Origin of the sequence: Allosediminivita pacifica, assembly GCF_003054175.1 — a bacterium.
GTDB lineage: Bacteria > Pseudomonadota > Alphaproteobacteria > Rhodobacterales > Rhodobacteraceae > Allosediminivita > Allosediminivita pacifica.
This window is the reverse complement of the sequence record NZ_QBKN01000017.1, coordinates 91,661-109,554: the sequence shown is the minus strand read 5'-3', so window position 1 is coordinate 109,554 and position 17,894 is coordinate 91,661. Positions and strand designations below refer to the sequence as shown.

13 protein-coding genes are annotated in these 17,894 nt (G+C 68.8%); 5 read left to right on the top strand and 8 right to left on the bottom strand.

Annotated features, from left to right (window positions below; all coding sequences use genetic code 11):
* Window positions 1-278: 278 nt before the first annotated feature.
* The 8 genes from trxA to regB all read right to left on the bottom strand — a co-directional run bounded on the left by trxA (window position 279) and on the right by regB (window position 12,022).
* Window positions 279-599 (bottom strand): thioredoxin, encoded by a 321-nt coding sequence (gene trxA / locus C8N44_RS14080; protein WP_107977411.1) that lies wholly within the window; start codon window positions 597-599, stop codon window positions 279-281.
* A 73-nt stretch (window positions 600-672) separates the two neighbouring features.
* Window positions 673-4,020, bottom strand: coding sequence for a double-strand break repair helicase AddA (gene addA / locus C8N44_RS14075; protein ID WP_107977410.1), 3,348 nt, complete (start codon window positions 4,018-4,020; stop codon window positions 673-675).
* Window positions 4,017-6,944 carry a double-strand break repair protein AddB gene (gene addB, locus C8N44_RS14070; RefSeq protein ID WP_107977409.1) on the bottom strand — a complete coding sequence of 976 codons (2,928 nt, stop codon included), beginning with the start codon at window positions 6,942-6,944 and terminating at the stop codon, window positions 4,017-4,019. The genes addA and addB overlap by 4 nt, the downstream gene beginning before the upstream one ends.
* A complete protein-coding gene (locus tag C8N44_RS14065; protein WP_107977408.1) occupies window positions 6,937-7,605 on the bottom strand; it encodes a nucleotidyltransferase family protein in 669 nt (222 codons plus the stop codon). Before C8N44_RS14065 ends, addB begins: the two co-directional genes overlap by 8 nt.
* Entirely contained in the window at window positions 7,590-8,546 is a 957-nt protein-coding gene (locus C8N44_RS14060; RefSeq protein WP_107977407.1) for an aminoglycoside phosphotransferase family protein, read from the bottom strand. Before C8N44_RS14060 ends, C8N44_RS14065 begins: the two co-directional genes overlap by 16 nt.
* Window positions 8,543-9,016 (bottom strand): tRNA (adenosine(37)-N6)-threonylcarbamoyltransferase complex ATPase subunit type 1 TsaE, encoded by a 474-nt coding sequence (gene tsaE, locus C8N44_RS14055; protein WP_107977406.1) that lies wholly within the window; start codon window positions 9,014-9,016, stop codon window positions 8,543-8,545. The genes C8N44_RS14060 and tsaE overlap by 4 nt, the downstream gene beginning before the upstream one ends.
* A 42-nt stretch (window positions 9,017-9,058) precedes the next feature.
* Window positions 9,059-10,543, bottom strand: coding sequence for a PAS-domain containing protein (locus C8N44_RS14050; RefSeq protein ID WP_107977405.1), 1,485 nt, complete (start codon window positions 10,541-10,543; stop codon window positions 9,059-9,061).
* Between the two features lie 81 nt (window positions 10,544-10,624).
* On the bottom strand, window positions 10,625-12,022 hold the full coding sequence (gene regB, locus C8N44_RS14045; protein WP_107977404.1) for a sensor histidine kinase RegB: 1,398 nt from the start codon (window positions 12,020-12,022) through the stop codon (window positions 10,625-10,627).
* A gap of 83 nt (window positions 12,023-12,105) precedes the next feature.
* Here regB and C8N44_RS14040 point away from each other — a divergent pair, with 83 nt between their 5' ends.
* The 5 genes from C8N44_RS14040 to gyrB all read left to right on the top strand — a co-directional run bounded on the left by C8N44_RS14040 (window position 12,106) and on the right by gyrB (window position 17,691).
* Window positions 12,106-12,747, top strand: coding sequence for an SCO family protein (locus C8N44_RS14040; RefSeq protein ID WP_107977403.1), 642 nt, complete (start codon window positions 12,106-12,108; stop codon window positions 12,745-12,747).
* Window positions 12,748-12,845: 98 nt separating this feature from the next.
* Window positions 12,846-13,385: an ActR/PrrA/RegA family redox response regulator transcription factor gene (locus tag C8N44_RS14035; protein WP_188758755.1), complete on the top strand. Its 540-nt coding sequence runs from the start codon at window positions 12,846-12,848 to the stop codon at window positions 13,383-13,385.
* 24 nt (window positions 13,386-13,409) lie between these two features.
* Window positions 13,410-14,507: a DNA replication/repair protein RecF gene (recF, locus tag C8N44_RS14030; RefSeq protein WP_107977401.1), complete on the top strand. Its 1,098-nt coding sequence runs from the start codon at window positions 13,410-13,412 to the stop codon at window positions 14,505-14,507.
* A 67-nt stretch (window positions 14,508-14,574) separates the two neighbouring features.
* Window positions 14,575-15,195 (top strand): LysE family translocator, encoded by a 621-nt coding sequence (locus C8N44_RS14025; protein WP_107977400.1) that lies wholly within the window; start codon window positions 14,575-14,577, stop codon window positions 15,193-15,195.
* Window positions 15,196-15,273: 78 nt separating this feature from the next.
* Entirely contained in the window at window positions 15,274-17,691 is a 2,418-nt protein-coding gene (gene gyrB / locus C8N44_RS14020) for a DNA topoisomerase (ATP-hydrolyzing) subunit B (protein ID WP_107977399.1), read from the top strand.
* The last annotated feature ends 203 nt before the right edge of the window (window positions 17,692-17,894 follow it).

Below are 17,894 nucleotides of genomic sequence, written 5' to 3'. Positions count from 1 at the left end.
CGGAGTGACTTGGTGGAAGCTGACTAACTCCATCATGGTGCGACGCGCCGGACGAAAGCCGACATTCGCGCGCCCCGCAGCATCGGTGAGTCTGGTGCTCACTGCCGACCTTCGCCGCGCGCTGCCTGAACGGCAGCTTCGGACGCTGACGCCCGCCACGCACCCCAGGTGAGGCAGGACCCTGGACCCGTGCAAGCAAAGGCCGCCGGAGTGCGCGGCCCAACGAAAAACGCCGCACCCGAAGGCGCGGCGTTTTCCTCAAGCTTGTTCCGGACGCCTCAGATCGACTCGTCGATCCAGCTTTGCAGCGCGGCTTTCGGTGCGGCGCCGGCGCGGTTCGAGATCACCTGGCCGTCCTTGAAGATGAAGAGCGCCGGGATCCCGCGCACGCCCATGGCGGCGGCGGTGTTCGGGTTCTGATCGACGTCGACCTTCGCGACCTTGATCTTGCCGTCGTATTCCTTGGACAGCTCTTCCAGGGCCGGGCCGATCTGCTTGCACGGACCGCACCATTCGGCCCAGAAATCGACGACGACGGGCACGTCGGAGTTCTTCACTTCCTGATCGAACGTGGCGTCGGTGACTGCGACTGTGGACATTGGGGCCTCCTTCGGGCGGATGTCTTGGAGAATGTCTGTTGGTAGGTGAACGTATGTAGGCCCCGTGGTGGCGTCAAGCCACGGTCGCCCGGTCGAGCGCCTGCATCACGAGCGCGTGCGGAAGGGGCATCCATGAGGCATTTTGCGTCCAGATGAGGCCCGTCGTGATCGCCCGGCCGGGCCAGATCTGCGCAAGAGCCGCCGCATAGGCACCCATCTGCCGCAGCAGGCCGTCGGGGACCATGTCGGCGCTGGCGGGCACTGTGCGGTTGGATTTGAAATCCACGGCGATGATTTCCGCATCGGTGACGATCAGACGGTCGATGACGCCGTGGATGCGGCCAAGGCCGGGCAAATCGGCGGTCACCGGCACCTCGGCCAGCGTGCCGGGGGCGAAGAAGGGCGCGATTTCGGGGGCCGCGAGGGTGGCGAGCGCCTCGGCCCGCAGGGCGTCGGCTTCGGGGTGGTCGGGGATGAGGTGCCGCGCCGCCCCGGGGCGGTCTTCGGGCGGCAGGGGCGAGAGCCATTCGAGCAGCGCGTGCAGGGCGGTGCCGCGGTCCATGGCGGTCTCGGTCGTATCACCATCGGCGCCCGGCAGGGCCTTGGGGCCGCCGAGGTCGGAGGGGCTGCGCGGTTCGGGATGCGGTTCGGCGGGGGTCGCTGGCTGAGTGTAGATCTTGGGCAGGTCCGGCGTGCTGTCCTCGGGGTGTGCGAGCTCGTGCAGCGGCAGGGCGTCCCAGTTGCCGTGTTCGAGCCGCAGGCCTTCGGCGCGGTCGTCCCCGCCGAAGTCGAAGACATGCGGCAGGGCGCCCGAGCGGTCCATGCCGACACCCACCTGATCGTGCCAGGCCTTGCCGTCCTTCCCGAGATCGCCCGAGGCGGCGACGATCAGCCAGTGTTCGGCGCGGGTGAGGCCCACGTAGAGCAGCCGGTCGCGTTCGCGGGCGGCGGCCTCCTTCACGGCGTCCTGCGCGGTCTGCTGGCGGGCGGGCATGGCGGCAGAGGGCTGTTTCCAGAGCGCATCGCCGCCCTCGGTCAGAAGCTCGTCGCGCACGGTTTCATCCGGCTTGGCGCAGTCGGGCATGATGACCACGGGCGCCTCGAGCCCCTTGGCGCCGTGCACGGTCATGACCCGCAGCCGGTCGCCCGCGCTTTCGGGGGCGCGCTTGATGGTCAAGTCGTCGGCCTGCACCCAGTGCAGGAACCCGGTGAGCGACGGGACCTCGGTCGCCTCGTAGGCGAGCGCCTGTTGCAGGAGCGCGTTGACGCCGTCCTCGGCCTCGGGGCCCAGCCTGCCGATCAGCAGGCGGCGGCCGTTGTGGCGGGTGAGGATGCGTTCGATCAGGTCGTAGGGGCGCAGGTAGTCGGTCCAGTCGCGCAGGTCGTTGAGCACACCCATGATCTGCGGGAATTCCGCACCCCGGTCGCGCAGGGCGGGCCAGAGGTATTTCTGGTCGCGCCGGTGGGCGAGGTCGAAAAGCTGCTGTTCCGACAGGCCCATGAGGGGCGAGCGCAGCACGGTGGCAAGCGAGAGGTCATCCTCGGGCGTGGCGAGGAAGCTCAGCAGGGCGACGATGTCGCGCACGGCGAGTTCGGCCATGACCTTGAGCCGGTCGGCCCCGGCGATGGGCACGCCGAGCTGCTTGCAGGCGCGGATGATCTCGGTAAAGAGCCTGCCGCGCCGACGCACGAGGACGAGGAAATCGCCCGCGTGGATGGGCCGGGCGGTCCATGTGCCGTCGGTCTCGATGGGCAGTGGCACCCTGTCGGCGATGGCCTTGCCCACGAAGCGGGCGATTCGGTTGGCGAGGATGACGTCGTGGTGGCGGCTGCCCACCCGGTCGACGGGATCGTACCAGGCACCGTCCTCCTCCTCCTCGGTCTTTTCGACCAGCGGCCAGAGGTCGACGCGGCCCGGCATCTGGTCCTTGAAGGCGATGTGCTTCTGATCGGGGGTGAAGCCCGAGGGTTCGCGCCCCTCGAAGGTCTGATCGACAAGGCGCAGGATCGGCTCGGCCGAGCGGAAGCTGTATTCGAGCTCCATCGACGACAGCGGCGCGTCGGTGTCGCGCAGCCGGTTGCGGAATTCCTCGCGCATGCGGTCGAACTCGGACGGGTCGGCGCCCTGGAAGCTGTAGATCGACTGTTTCTTGTCGCCCACGACAAAGATCGTGCGGCGGGTGTCGGCGCGGGCGCCTTCGCCGGCTGTGAATTCGCGGGCGAGGCGTTCGATCACCTTCCACTGGGCGGGGCTGGTGTCCTGCGCCTCGTCCACAAGGATGTGGTCGATGCCGCCGTCGAGCCGGTAGAGGACCCAGTCGGCGACGCCGGGGTTTTCCAGAAGGTCCTGCGTGCGGGTGATGAGATCGTCGAAGTCGAGCCAGCCGCGGCGGGTCTTCTCGGCCTCGTATTCCGGGATAAAGGACTGCGCGAAGGCGTGAAGCGCGATGTCGCGGTCGGCGGCCTGGAGGCAGAGCTTGGTCTGTTTCGCCTCTTCCACGCGGGCGGCGAGCTGGTCGAGCTGGTCGAAGGCTTCGGGTGCATTGGCGCGGGCGCCCTTGGTGCCGAGCGTCTTGAGGATGGTGCCGGACTGGGTGAGCAGGGCGCTTTCGAGCAGGTCGAGGCCTGCGGTGGTGGGGCCGGGGAAGGTCTTGAGCTTGTCGGCAAGCGTCTTGTCGGTCTTGCCGCCGCCTTCGAGCGCGGGGACGAGGCTGGCGGCCAGCGCGCTTTCGTTGCCGAGGAAGACCTGTGCCAGCAGGTGATCCTCACCCGCGTCCGCAGGCAGGCCATAGGCGCTGCGAATGGCGTCGGGCGTGCGCGGCGGCCAGAAGGCATCGCGGCGGCGGGCGATCTGGCCGAGCAGGCGGGCGGGGTCGTCGCCGCTGACGTAGGGTGCGATGGCCTGGACGAGATGCGCCTGCGGCCCGTCGGCCATGCGGTCGAGGATTTCGCCCCGCAGGATCTCGGCGGCGCGGTCCTCCATCTCGGTGAACTGGGGGCTGACGCCGGCCTCGAGCGGGAAGCGGCGCAGCAGCGAGGCGCAGAAGGAGTGGATGGTCTGGATCCGCAGTCCGCCGGGCGTTTCGATGGCGCGGGCGAAAAGCGTGCGGGCCTGCCGCAGGAAATCGGCGTCGGGCGTGCGGTCGTGGCCGAGGTCGGCCAGTTGTCCGGTCAGGTCCTCGTCCTCGAGCATGGCCCAGCCGCCGAGCCGCTTGAACAGGCGGTTCTGCATCTCGGTCGCGGCGGCCTTGGTGTAGGTCAGGCAGAGGATGTGTTCGGGCAACACCCCTTCGAGCAGCAGCCGCGCCACCCGGTCGGTCAGCACGCGGGTCTTGCCCGACCCCGCGTTGGCGGCAAGCCATGTGGAATTGCCGGGGTCGGCGGCATCGACCTGTTTCTGGGTGGCGTCGTTGCGGATCATGTCAGCGGGTCCGTCTGCGGGTCGTCCGTCACGTCCCATTCGCCGAAGCGCGAAAGCTGGCCGTAGTCCGAGACGTCCGTTTCGCTGCGCAGGGCGCGACGGGCGGCAAAACCCTTGGCGGGGTCCATGTAGGCGGCGATGAGCGTCTCGAATTCCTCCCAGACCTTGGCGGGGGGCATATCGTCGAGGGGGGCCGCGACCTCTTGCGGTTTGCTGGCCGTGAGCGAGATGTAGGTCGCGCGGGCGACCTTGAGCCGCCCGATGCCCTTGAAGCTGCCGCGCTCGGCCATGGCGGCTTCGAGCAGGAGCTGCTTGTCGAAATGGGCCTGTTCCTTGGCCGAAGGCGCGGCGCCGGTTTTGTAGTCATAGAGGTGCACGTTGCCCGCCGTGTCGAGATCGAGCCGGTCGGCCTTGGCCGTCAGGGCGAAATCGAGCGCGGGAATGCCGTCCTGCGCCTCGGTTTCGAAATGGGTGGGCCGGGCCTGCGTGCGGCGGGTGGCTTCGGTTTCGGTGAACCAGCGGGCGACGCGGTTGAGCCGCGCCTGCCAGAGCGCGCGGACGGTCGGAAAGGGGATCGCTTCGGCATCGCCGAGCCATTTGGTGACGGCGGCGTGAAAGGCCTGTGGCGTGAGGTGCTCGTCGGGCGTGTCGCGCACGAAGTGTTCGAGCATCTCGTGCACCTGGATGCCGCGCAGAAGCGCGTCGGGCGCGCGTTGCAGCGGGTCGAGCGGACGCAGGCGCAGCACCTCGCGGGCGTAGATGGCGTAGGGATCACGGACCAGCGTCTTGATCTGCGTGACCGAGAGCTTCTTGGGGCGCGCCGTGACAGGCGGCGCGGGGGCCGGGCGTGGGGCGGGCGTGCTGGCGATGGGCGTTTCGGCTGCGCGGGCGAGGGCGAGCCAGTGATTGCCGCGCTGGCGCATCTCGGCCAGCGCCTGCGGGCCGTCGCGGGTGGGCAGGCCGGTCATGAGGTTGGTCAGGCGGTTCACCCAGCGCGAGGGCACGGTTTCGGCCTCGTCCGATTTCAGCGCGCGGGTGAGCCAGACCTCGGGGGCGCCCACGGCCTGCTGGAAGTCGTGTGCCGAGAGGCCCACGGTGCGTTCGGGCAGCAGCAGCCCCGCCTGGTGGCGCATCTGGCGGTTGAGCCAGGGGTCGGCGCCGGGCAGTTCGGGCCAGGCGCCTTCGTTCAGGCCGCCGAGGATGACGAGATCGGCGCCCATCACGCGGGCCTCGAGCGTGCCCCAGATCAGGATGTCGGGGTGCGGGGCGTCGCGGTCGCGGACCTCTTGCCGCGACAGGATCGCGGTGACGAGATCGCCGTAGTCGCGGGCGCTCATGTCGGTGCCGTGGGCCGCCTCGCCGCGCAGCTCCTGCATGGCGTCGTAAAGCTTGCGGCCCGCGCCGGCCTGCCAAAGCTCGCCGCTGCCCGGCTGGCCGGGACCGGCGGCGATCGCTTCGGAGAGCGTCAGGTGATCCTCGATCCAGTCGGCGAGCGGCCGGATGCCGGGGGTGTCACGCCCGCTGAAGGTCATGGCGACCCAGTCGGCCCAGTCCGCCACGTCGCGTTCGGCCCCCCATTCGCGGATCTTGTCGGGATCGGGATAGGGCCAGCCCTTGCGGCGGATGCGCAGTTCGAGTTCGCGGGTGTTGAGCAGGTGCGGGCCGCGGTCGGCGCCGGTGTGGGTCAGCGGGTGCTTGAGCAGCGTGACGAGGGTTTCGGCGGTCAGCGGCTGGCGGAAGAGCGCCGCCACATGCCGCAGGAAGCGGCCCGGGGGCGTGAGCTGCCCCGGCGTGCCTGCGCTGTCGTCGGGCAGGATGTTCCAGCGGTCGAGCGCCGAGGTCACCTGCCGCGTCAGCATCCGGTCGGGGGTGATGAGCGCGGCGCGGGTGCCGTCCTCGGCCGTCTGGCGCAAGCGCAGCGCGATGGCGAGCGCCTCGGTCCGCATGTCGGGGGCCTCGGTCAGCGTGACGCCCTGCATCGCCCCGGGCAGGTCGGGCAGGCGGGGGCCTTCGCTGCGCCACTGGTGGGTGACGGGCGCGGGGCGCAGGGCCAGCGACAGCACCGCGTTGCGGCCCGGGGCTGGCGGCTGCGTGTCGGTCCATTGCGGCACGTCCTGCGGCGCGAGGTCGAGTTCCTGCAGCATCCGGGCGAAGCGGAACTGCGGGTGATCCTCGTGCTTCATGGCGTCGTCGAGGCCGCGCCAGACGTGGTGGGGCAGGTCGGTGTCGAACCCCGGCAGCACCACGGCGCCCTGCGGCAGGCGGGCGACGGCGCGCATGAAGGCGGCGGTGGTGCCGCGCGATCCGGTGGAGCCCGCGACCAGGATCGGGTGCCGGGGCGGCGCGGCCTCCCACGCGGCCAGCCTTGCGGCGAGGGCAAGGCGCTGGAAGCCCTGCGCGTCGGGCGCCTCGTCCCCGTCGAAGAAGCGCTGGACGATCTGCAGAAAGGTGAGCGCGCGCTGCCAGTGGCCGGACTGGTCGGTGACGTCGAGCTGTTCGAGCACCTCGGGCGGCACGTCCTCGGCCATCATCTCGTCCATCAGGGTGGCGAGGCTGTCCGAAAGATCGAAAAGCGCGGCGCGTGGGGCGAGGTCCGGCTGGCTGTCCAGAAGCTGGGCGACCAGCGCGGTGAGTTCGAGCCTGCGGCGCAGGGGCGGGACCGGCTGGGGCAGGTGTGCGGCGGTGAGCGGATCGGCGAGGTCGGTGACCAGCCGGATGCGCGGCAGCAGGCATGCGGGGCCGGCGTCGAAGATGTCGCGCAGGCGGCGGGCCATGCGGCGGGTGTTCACGTAAATCTCGACCCGCGCCATGGCCTCGGGCGGATGGCCTTGCAGCCGGGCGCGCAGGCCCGCGACAAGCTCGACCGGGAAGTCGACGCCGGGGGGCAGGCCGAAGGCGCGTGGGGTGTCTGTGGGGTCAAACATCGGCAAGCATGTCCTCGGCCAGCGCGATGCCCCCGGGGTGGCCCACGTCGCACCAGTGGCCGGGGTAGGTCAGGCCATGGAGGGTGCCGTCCTGCGCCATCTCGGTCCAGAGGGCGTTGAGCGAGAAAGCCCCTGCGGGCATCCCTGCCAGCCGGTCGGTGCGCAGGATCTGGGCGCCGGTGTAGACGAGATCGCCCTTGCGGATCAGGCGGCCTTCGGCGTCGAGGGAGAAGTCGCCGCCGCCCTGGCGGCCCACGGCGCGGTCGAGCGGCACGCAGAGCAGCAGCGCCTCCATGTCGTCGCGCCAGTGGGCGGCGAGGTGCCGCAACGGGTTGGGTCCGGCCCAGACGGCATCGGTGTTGAGCGTGAATACGGGGCCTGTGCCCAGCAGCGGCAGGGCGTGGCGCAGCCCGCCGCCGGTGTCGAGGATGTCGGGCTGTTCCTTTGACAGCGTCACGCCGGTGCCCTGCAGGTGCGCGGCCACTTGTTCGGCGCGGTAGTGGGCGTTGACCACGCGCGTGGGCAGATGGCTGGTCAGCTCGAGTGCGTGATCCAGCAGCGGACGGCCCGCCACCTCGATCAGCGGCTTGGGGCGGTCCTGCGTCAAAGCGCCCATGCGGGTGCCGAAGCCCGCGGCGAAGAGCATCACGGCGTCGGGCATTCGGGCCTCAGCGTGGCGAGGTGGGCGCCCGAGGGGGGCGGCAGGTCGGAGAGGATGCGGCGGAGCCCGGCGAGGTCGGGGTGCGCGAGGTTGGCCTGCAGGTGACCCCAGACGCGGGGGACGAGGTCGAGGTAGCGGGGCTTACCGTAGCTGCGCGAGAGGCGGGCGAAGACGCCGAGGATGCGCAGGTTGCGCTGGGCGCCGAGCAGGGCATAGGCGCGGTCGAAGGGCTCGGCATCGAGGCCCGTCCGGTCGAGGAAATGCCGGCGGGTGCAGGCCGCGGTGTCGGCGGAGACGTCGCGGCGGGCATCCTGCAGGAGCGACACGAGATCGTAGGCGCGGTGGCCGAGCATGGCGTCCTGGAAGTCCAGCAGCCCGGCGCGGGCGGCGCCCTCGCGATCCGGCAGCCAGCAGATGTTTTCGGCGTGGAAGTCGCGCAGGATGGTGACCTCGGTCATCCCGTCGAGGGCAGCGAGGCGATCGGTCAGGGTGGCGATGGCCTCGGTGCGCATGGCCGGGTCATGGACATAGGTCTCGAAGGTGATGCCGGGCAGCTCACCGAGTTCCTGTGCGTGTGCGACGGGCAGGCCGGAGAGAGGTTCGGCGCCGTGCAGGGCCGCCACCGCGTCGGCGGAGGCCATGTAGAGCGCGGCCTCGGTGTCGGGCGTGGCGATGCGGGCCACGAGGTCGTCGCCGAGATCCTCGAGCAGCATCAGATCGGGTGTCTCGGCCAGGATCGCGGGCGCGCTGAGGCCGGCGTCGCGCAGGTAGCGGGCGATACGGGCGAAGCGGGCGCAATCGCCCGAGGGGTCCTCCATGAGGATGGCGGTTTCACCCTCGCGGCCGAGGCGGGTGTAGCGGCGGGAGGAGGCGTCGCCGGCAAGCGGCGCGGCCTGCGCCCCCTCCCAGCCGGCATCGCGAAGGAAGTCGTCGCGCGTCATGCGGCCTGTCCGGGAATGCGGTCGTCCCAGCGGGAGGTCTGCCAGTGCAGGACAAGATGGCGGCTCTCGTCATCCGCGCCGACCGCGAAGTCGAGGTGCAGCGCGTCGGCGGGGGCCTCTGTCCCCAGCCGGTCGGGCCATTCGACGAGGCATATGGCGTCGTCGAAGGCCTCCCACAGGCCGAGTTCGTCGACGCCGTCGGGCCCGGCCAGCCGGTAGAGATCGGCGTGGACCAGCGGCCCGGCGCGGGTGTCGTATTCCTGAACAAGGGTAAACGTCGGCGAGGGCACGTCCTCGGGGGTGTCCTGAAGGGCGCGGATCAGCGCCCGCGCGAAATGCGTCTTGCCCGCGCCGATGCCGCCGGACAACAGCAACACGTCGCCGGGCACGAGTAGGGGCGCGAAGCCGCGGGCCAGTGCAGCGGTCGCCTCGGGGGTCGGAAGGTGAAGCTCATGACTGCGCGGATCCATCGCGCGCAGGATACCGTGGGCGCCGGCTGCTGCAACCGGTCTTCACTGCCCTGACGCGAGGGCCTGCGCGACCTCGGTGTCGGTCCGCGAGAACCGCAGAAGGGTGGCGCCGTTCGCCGCGGGCGAGGCACGACACAACAGCCTTTCGCCGGCGTGGAGGGTGAACTCGGTATGCCAGGTATGCCGATGCATCGGATCGAGGATCAACTCGGAGAGCTTGCGCCAGTCGGGGCCGCCCTCGGAGGCGCGTTGCCAGAGCCGGGCTGCGTCGATGACGTTGGCTTCGGGAAGCGCGCTTTCCTGTGCGTCGCGCCAGATTTCACGATAGCGCGCGTTACAGAAGACCAGAACGCCGTTGTGCGAAAAGACCGCCACGCCGTCCTCGAAGCTGTCGAGCACGGACTGCGTGACCATGAGCTCGCTGCGGAACCGGCGGGTCAGCGATATTTCGGCGCTGATATCCTCGAACAGGAAGGCCACGGCGCCGCCGGGGTGCGGACGACCGGTGACCTTGTAGGTCAGCCCGTTCTCGAGCGTCCATGTCTCGCAGAAGCGGTCGTCCTGCGCGGCCTTGATCATCTCGCTCAGCCGGTCGCGCCAGGTGGCGTAGTTCTTCGGTTCGGGCATCATGCGGTCCTCGCGCAGGATGTCGAAGAAGCTGCGCAGCGTGGGGCGTCCGCTGAGAAATTCGCCCTGGAGCCGGGTCAGGTCGACAAGGGCCGGGTTGAAGAGGGCAAGCCTGTGGTCCGAGCCGAAGACCGCCAGGCCGATGGGCAGATGCGCAAAGGTCTTGGAGAGCGTCTGGACGAATTGCCGTTGCGCGTGCTCGGCTGTGACAAGGCTTCCGATGTCGCACGCCACGTGAAGGGTCCCGTCATCGAAGGGCAGGCCCTCGACCTCGTACCAGAGCTTTTCTCCGTGCCTGTCGACCACAGAGGCCCGCGTCTTCGCGCCGTCGTCGCCGTCGGCCCTGACGAAGGGATCGCCGTTTGCGGCCTTTCGGCCGCTGCGCCGGCATATCTCGTCGAAGGCGGCATTGTGCCAGACCATGTCGTCGCCGGGCCCGCTCTGCCAGGCGGGCATGGGAAGATGATCGAGAATGTCGCGCAGGCGGCGTGCTTCGCTGCGGCGCGTTTCGAGCCGGAAGAGCCGCGCCGGGGTGATGGCGGCGCGATCGAGACGGATGCGCAGCGTCTCGCCCGAGCGGGTGAGGCTGAGCTGAAGCCCGGCGTCGTCGATGAAGTGCAACGGGCGCGAGCCGTCGGGCGGGGAATCCGGCAGATGGGGGAAGCGCTGGCGGAGCGCGTCGCGCAGGTCCTCCCACGGGGTGTCGTAGATCGTCGAGGTGCCGGTGATCTCTTCCGCGCCGGGCGTGGCGTCGGCCACCACGCCGTTGCGGACGAGGATGACGGTCGGCGGCCTGGGGCGTGTCTTGCCGCGCCCCCGCCGGAAACAGGACCACCAGAGCCCGAAACCACAAAGACTGGCGACCCCCGTTCCGAGAATGGAGGCGATTATATTGTCCAAGTCCCAAATCCTTGCCTTTTCTTCCGGCTAGGGAGTTTTGGTTAAGGACGGGTTAAGATCGGAGCCCGGAGGGGCGTCGGGTCAGACTTCAATCGGACGATTCTCTCCGAGCGCGGTGGTGCCCTGCGTCTGCGCGACGATCCGGGAGCGCGGCCAGACGACTTCGACCACCGCGCCGCGGCGCTGGGTGGTGCTGCTTCGTCCCGAGATGAAGGGATCGGCGCCGTTGGCGAAGCTCAGCACGGCGCCGGTACGTTCGAGCAGCGTCTTGGCGATGAAGAGCCCGAGGCCCATGCCCTCGTATTCCGGGCGCTGGCCATGCTCGGCGGCCGATCGGCGGCGGCGGACGAAGGGATCGCCGATCCGGCCGATCAGGTGTGGCGGGAAGCCTTGGCCGTCGTCGAGAATGCGGACCGAGATCGTGGTGTCGGTCCAGAGAACCTCGATCCAGATGGTGGTTTGGGCGAAGTCGACGGCGTTCTGCACGAGGTTGCGCAGGCCGTGGATGATCTCGGGGCGGCGCAGGATGTTGGGCTGCACGTATTCGCCCCCGGGACCCGGGCCGTCCTCGATCACGATTTCCTTGCCGCGGTCCTGGTGCGGTTCGGCGGCCTCGCGGATGACCTCGACCAGCGGCGCCTGGCGCATGTGCAGGTCGTCCTTCCCGGCGCGGCCCATGGAGCGCAGAATGTCGCGGCAGCGGTCGGCCTGATCGCGGATCAGGATGGCGTCCTCGCGCAGGTCGGGCTGGTCCCCGAGCTCGTCGGCAAGTTCGGAGGAGGTGAGCTTTATGGTGGCGAGCGGAGTGCCCAGTTCGTGCGCGGCGGCGGCGACCACGCCGCCGAGATCGTTGAGCTTTTGCGCGCGGGCAAGCGCCATCTGCGTCGCGGTCAGTGCGTCGGACATGGAGTGCATCTCGCGCGTGATGCGGCGCGCGTAGACCGAGAGGAAGAGGATGGCGATGGTGATCGCCGCCCATTGGCCGAAGACGAAGATCTCGGGCAGGCGCAGCACGACGCCCGCTTCGGTCCGCAGCGGCAGGTGGTAGTAGAGCATCCCCGTGATCAACAGGAAGGCGGTGACGCCCAGCAGGACGGTGGAGCGCAGGGTGAGCACGGCGGCCGAGACGGTGACCGGCGCCAGCACCAGAAGCGAGAAGGGGTTGTGCAGGCCCCCGGTGAGATAGAGCAGGAAGCAGAGCTGCAGCAGGTCGAACATGACCATGAGCAGGTTCTCGGTCTCGCTCAGGCGCTTGTTCTCGGGGAAGACGAAGATCGCCACGAGGTTGCCGATGACCGAGACGCCGACGGCGAGGTAGCACAGGCCGAGTTCGAGCTGGAGGTCGTAGACGCGCTGGGCGACGGTGATGGCGGCGAGCTGGCCGACGATGGCGAACCAGCGCAAGAGGATCATCGTGCGCAGCCGGATCCAGTGGCTGCGGCGGTCCTCGCTCAGGAATCCGATGTCCGTGTCGGTCATATGCGCCTTTTCGCCGCTTGTCCCCGGCTTGGCAATTGTTACCTCTGGCGCAACGCTCACGGCCGCCTGCCGGAAAGGATCCCATGACCCGCATCATTGCCATCGTCGCCGCCTGTTTCGTGGTCCTTCTGCTCGGGGGCACCTATGCCGTTTCCTCGGGTTGGGTGTCGGACGTGCTGGGGCTGGGGCCGGACGATCCCTACGCGCCCTGCCGCAGGGCAGCTGTGGCCGGTGGGGCCGGTGCGATCGGCGGGCCCTTCGAACTGGTGAACCCGGAGGGCGAGACCGTTACGGACGAGGACGTGATCACCGAGCCGAGCCTCGTCTACTTCGGCTATACCTTCTGCCCGGACGTCTGCCCCATGGACGTGGCGCGCAACGCGCAGGCGGTGGATGTGCTGAGTGAACAGGGCCACGAGGTGCAACCCGTCTTCATCTCGGTCGATCCCGAGCGCGACACGCCCGAGGTGGTCGGCGATTTCGCGGCCAACATCCACGAGGACATGGTGGCGCTGACCGGCAGCGAAGAGCAGGTGAACGCGGCGAGCCAGGCCTACCGCGCCTATCACAGCAAGCAGCCCGGGGATGACGAATACTACCTGGTGGACCACTCGACCTTCACCTACCTCGTGACGCCGGAAGATGGCTTCGTGGAATATTTCCGCCGCGATCTGAGCCCCGAGGAACTGGCCGAACGGACCTCGTGCTTTCTCGAGGCATCCTGAGCGACGCGGCGGCTGCATTTGACCGCGCCGTCCGGCGGGGCTAACTAGATCGAAACGACAGGCCATTGTCCGGAGGTGAGCTTTTGGCGGAGAGCGTTATGCAGGAACTGGGCGAAGACCGGACGCTCCTGCTCGTCGATGACGACGAGCCCTTCCTGAAGCGGTTGGCCAAGGCCATGGAAAAGCGCGGTTTCGAGGTCGAGACCGCGGGCTCCGTGGCCGGGGGAACGGCGATTGCCACCGCCCGTCCGCCCGCCTTCGCGGTGATCGACCTGCGGCTGGAGGACGGAAACGGGCTCGACGTGGTCGAGGTGCTGCGGGCCAAGCGCCCCGACAGCCGCATCGTGGTGCTGACCGGCTATGGCGCCATCGCCACGGCCGTGGCCGCCGTCAAGATCGGCGCGACCGATTACCTGTCCAAGCCCGCCGACGCCACGGACATCATCAACGCGCTGCTGGCCAAGGGCGACGACCTGCCACCGCCGCCCGAGAACCCGATGAGCGCCGACCGCGTGCGGTGGGAACACATCCAGCGCGTCTACGAGCTGTGTGATCGCAACGTGAGCGAGACGGCGCGGCGCCTGAACATGCACCGCCGGACGCTGCAGCGCATCCTCGCCAAGCGCAGCCCCCGCTAGGGCCCGCCGCCCGGCGGCCCGGCCATGCTGCATCTCGAACATCTCACGCTGTCGCATTTCCGCTCGCATAGGCGGGCGGAGGTGCATGTGGATGCGCGGCCAGTGGCGATCTACGGGCCGAACGGCGCGGGCAAGACCAACCTGATCGAGGCAGTGTCGCTGTTCTCGCCCGGGCGCGGTCTGCGGCGGGCGAGCGCGCAGGAGATGGCGCGCCGCCCCGAGAGCCTCGGCTGGAAGATCACGGGGATGCTGCGCGCGGGCGGCGATGCGCATGAGGTGGCTTTCACTTCGGAGGGCGGGGCGTCACGCAACGTCACGATCGACGGCAAGCCCGCGCCGCAGACGGCGCTGGGACGGATCAGCCGCGTGCTCTGGCTGATCCCGTCGATGGACCGGCTGTGGATCGAGGCCCCCGAGGGGCGCCGGCGGTTCCTTGACCGCATGACGTTGAGCTTCTTCCCCGATCACGCGCAGGCGACGCTTGATTACGAGAAGGCCATGCGCGAACGGAACCGGCTGCTGAAGGACGAGGTGCGCGATGCGGGCTGGTATGCGGCGGTGGAGGCGCAGATGGCGCGCACCGGCGCGGTGCTGACTGCCAACCGGCAGTCGGCGCTTGCACGGATCGCGGCGGCGCAGGCGGGGGCCGAGACGGCCTTTCCCGCCGCGGATCTCGAACTGACTTCGACCGAGGCGGACATCCCCGAGGACGAGGCGGGCCTGCGCGCGGCGCTGGCCGAAAGCCGGTTTCGCGACATCGCCGCGGGGCGCACGCTGGTGGGGCCGCACCGGGCGGACCTTTACGGGGTCTTCGCGGCCAAGGGGATTCCGGCCTCGGACTGCTCGACCGGGGAACAGAAGGCGCTGCTGATCTCGCTGATCCTGGCCAATGCGCGGGCCTTGGCCGCCGACACGGGCGCGCCGCCGCTGTTGCTGCTGGACGAGGTGGCCGCGCACCTCGATGCCGGGCGGCGGGCGGCGCTTTACGCCGAAATCGGCGCGCTGGGCGCGCAGGCCTGGATGACGGGCACCGGGCCGGAGCTGTTCGAGGAGCTGGGCGAGGGGGCGCAGCGGCTGGAAGTGACCGAGGATGCGGGGCTGTCGGTCGTCCGGGCCCTGTGAGGGCGCTTGCATTGGTGCTGCAAAGCGGCGAACAACGGCGCTGTCCTGTATCAGTGCTTGAAGGCCCATGAGTGTTTCCGCAACAGACCTGCTGCTTTACGCCGGTGCGCTGCTGGTGCTGTTCCTGACGCCGGGGCCGGTCTGGCTGGCGCTGACCGCGCGGGCGCTGTCGGGCGGCTTCCAGGCGGCCTGGCCGCTGGCGCTGGGCGTGGTGGTGGGCGACGTGATGTGGACGCTGCTGGCCATCCTCGGCGTGAGCTGGATCGTCAGCGTCTACGGCGGCTTCCTCGAGGCGCTGAAATGGGTGGCGGCGCTAACCTTCCTGATCATGGGTGGCCTTCTGATCCGCAACGCCGACAAGTCGCTCGCCTCGGACAGCAGGCTGACGCGGCCGGGCATGTGGGCGGGCTTCATGGCCGGGCTTGCGGTCATCATCGGAAACCCCAAGGCGATCCTGTTCTACATGGGGATGCTGCCGGGCTTCTTCGATCTCGACCGGCTGGGGGCGCCGGACATCGTCGCCATCGCGCTGATTTCGGCGGTGACGCCGCTTGCCGGCAACCTTGTCATGGCGCTGTCGATCGACCGCGTCAGACGCTTTCTGTCCAGCCCGCAGGCCCTGCGGCGGACCAACATCGTCGCCGGATGCCTGCTGATGGGCGTGGGGATTCTGATCCCCTTTCTCTGACACCAAATCTTGTGTCGTCAGCGTGACATTCCCACCAAAGCCGCATATAAACCGGGCAAAGCGACAAAGGACACCTGAATGGCCGAACCCGCAGGCAACAACTCCGATTATGGCGCGAGTTCCATCAAGGTTCTCAAGGGCCTGGAAGCGGTGCGCAAGCGCCCCGGCATGTACATCGGTGACACCGACGACGGGTCGGGTCTGCACCACATGGTCTACGAGGTCGTGGACAACGGCATCGACGAGGCGCTCGCCGGTCACGCCGACTACGTGAAGGTGAAGATCCACGCCGACAACAGCGTCAGCGTGCGCGACAACGGGCGCGGGATTCCGGTCGACCTTCACGAGGAAGAGGGCGTGTCGGCGGCCGAGGTCATCATGACCCAGCTTCACGCGGGCGGGAAGTTCGACCAGAACTCTTACAAGGTGTCCGGCGGCCTGCATGGCGTGGGTGTGTCTGTGGTGAACGCGCTGTCCGTGTGGCTGGAACTGCGCATCTGGCGCAACGGCAAGGAACACTACGCCAAGTTCGAGCACGGCGAGACGACCGAGCACCTGCGCGAGACCGGCGACGCCGAGGGCGAAAGCGGCACCGAGGTGCGCTTCCTTGCCTCGACCGAGACCTTCAGCAACCTCGACTACGATTTCGCGACGCTGGAAAAGCGCCTGCGCGAGCTGGCCTTCCTGAATTCGGGCGTCCGCATCATCCTCGAGGACGAGCGCCCGGCCGAGCCGCTGCGTTCGGAGCTGTATTACGACGGCGGCGTGAAGGAGTTCGTGAAGTACCTCGACCGGTCCAAGTCCTCGGTCATGTCCGAGCCGATCTACATGACCGGCGAACGGGACGGCATCGCGGTCGAGATCGCCATGTGGTGGAACGACAGCTTCAACGAGATGGTGCTGCCCTTCACCAACAACATCCCGCAGCGCGACGGCGGCACGCACATGGCGGGCTTTCGCGGCGCGCTGACACGGACGATCCAGAAATACGCGCAGGACAGCGGCATCGCCAAGCGCGAGAAGGTGAACTTCACCGGCGACGACGCGCGCGAGGGCCTGACCGCCGTGCTGTCGGTGAAGGTGCCCGATCCGAAGTTCTCGAGCCAGACCAAGGACAAGCTGGTCAGCTCCGAGGTGCGCCCGGCGGTCGAGAGCATGATGACCGAGCGCCTGTCCGAGTGGTTCGAGGAACATCCCAACGAGGCCAAGACCATCGTCGGCAAGATCGTCGAGGCGGCGCTGGCTCGCGAGGCGGCGCGCAAGGCGCGCGAACTCACGCGGCGCAAGTCGGCCATGGACGTGAACTTCCTGGCCGGCAAGCTCAAGGACTGTTCCGAGAAGGACCCCTCGCTGACCGAGCTGTTCCTGGTCGAGGGCGACTCGGCCGGTGGATCTGCGCAGACGGGGCGTGACCGCCGCAGCCAGGCGATCCTGCCTCTGCGCGGCAAGATCCTGAACGTGGAGCGCGCGCGGTTCGACAAGATGCTGGGCAGCCAGGAGATAGGCAACCTCGTCATGGCCCTCGGCACCGGGATCGGGCGGGACGAGTTCGACGTCAGCAAGCTGCGCTACCACAAGATCGTCATCATGACGGACGCCGACGTGGACGGGGCACACATCCGAACGCTGCTGCTGACCTTCTTCTACCGGCAGATGCCGGAGCTGATCGAGGGCGGCTACCTCTACATCGCGCAGCCGCCGCTGTTCAAGGTCGCGCGCGGCAAGTCCGAGGTCTACATCAAGGACCAGCCCTCGCTCGAGGACTACCTGATCAACCAGGGGACCGAGGGTGCGGTGCTGCGGCTTGGCACCGGGGAAGAGATCATCGGCCAGGACCTTGTCCGCGTGGTCGAGGATGCCCGCAGCCTCAAGCGCGTGCTCGATGCCTTCCCGACGCATTACCAGCGCCACATCCTGGAACAGGCGGCCATCGCGGGTGCCTTTGTCCCCGGCGCCGTGGACGCGGACCTTCAGGGCGTGGCCGACCACGTGGCGGCGCGGCTCGACATGATCGCGCTGGAATACGAGAAGGGCTGGCAAGGCCGGATCACGCAGGACCGCGGCATCCGTCTCGCGCGCATCCTGCGCGGTGTGGAGGAGGTCCGGACGCTGGACGGCCCGATGCTGCGCTCGGGCGAGGCGCGCCGGACCGGCAGCTTCACCGAGAACCTCAAGACCGTCTACGGCACGCCGGCGACGCTGGAACGCAAGGATCGCAAACAGCCGATCTACGGGCCGCTGGGCCTGCTGGAGGCGATCCTCGAGGAGGGCCAGAAGGGCATTTCGCTGCAACGCTACAAGGGCCTGGGCGAGATGAACCCGAGCCAACTCTGGGAAACCACGCTGGACCCGGACGCCCGGACGCTGCTGCGCGTCGACATCGACGACATGGCCGAGGCGGACGACCTCTTTACCAAGCTGATGGGCGACGTGGTCGAACCGCGCCGCGACTTCATCCAGCAGAACGCGCTGAGCGTCGAGAACCTCGACTTCTGATCTGCGTTAGGCGAGCGCGTAGCCGGAGTTCGGCCGCGCTCGCCTTTTGATTTTCTTCCCGCACATCGTATCGCATTGAAAGCCGGAGCCCGACAGGCTGTGCTTTTCGATGTGCGGGCACGACTCCTGACTTCTGTCCGAAGCAACGCCCCGCGCGCGTCCCTTCGAGGCGAGGATCACTCGCTGTCGGGCGTCCCTGCACA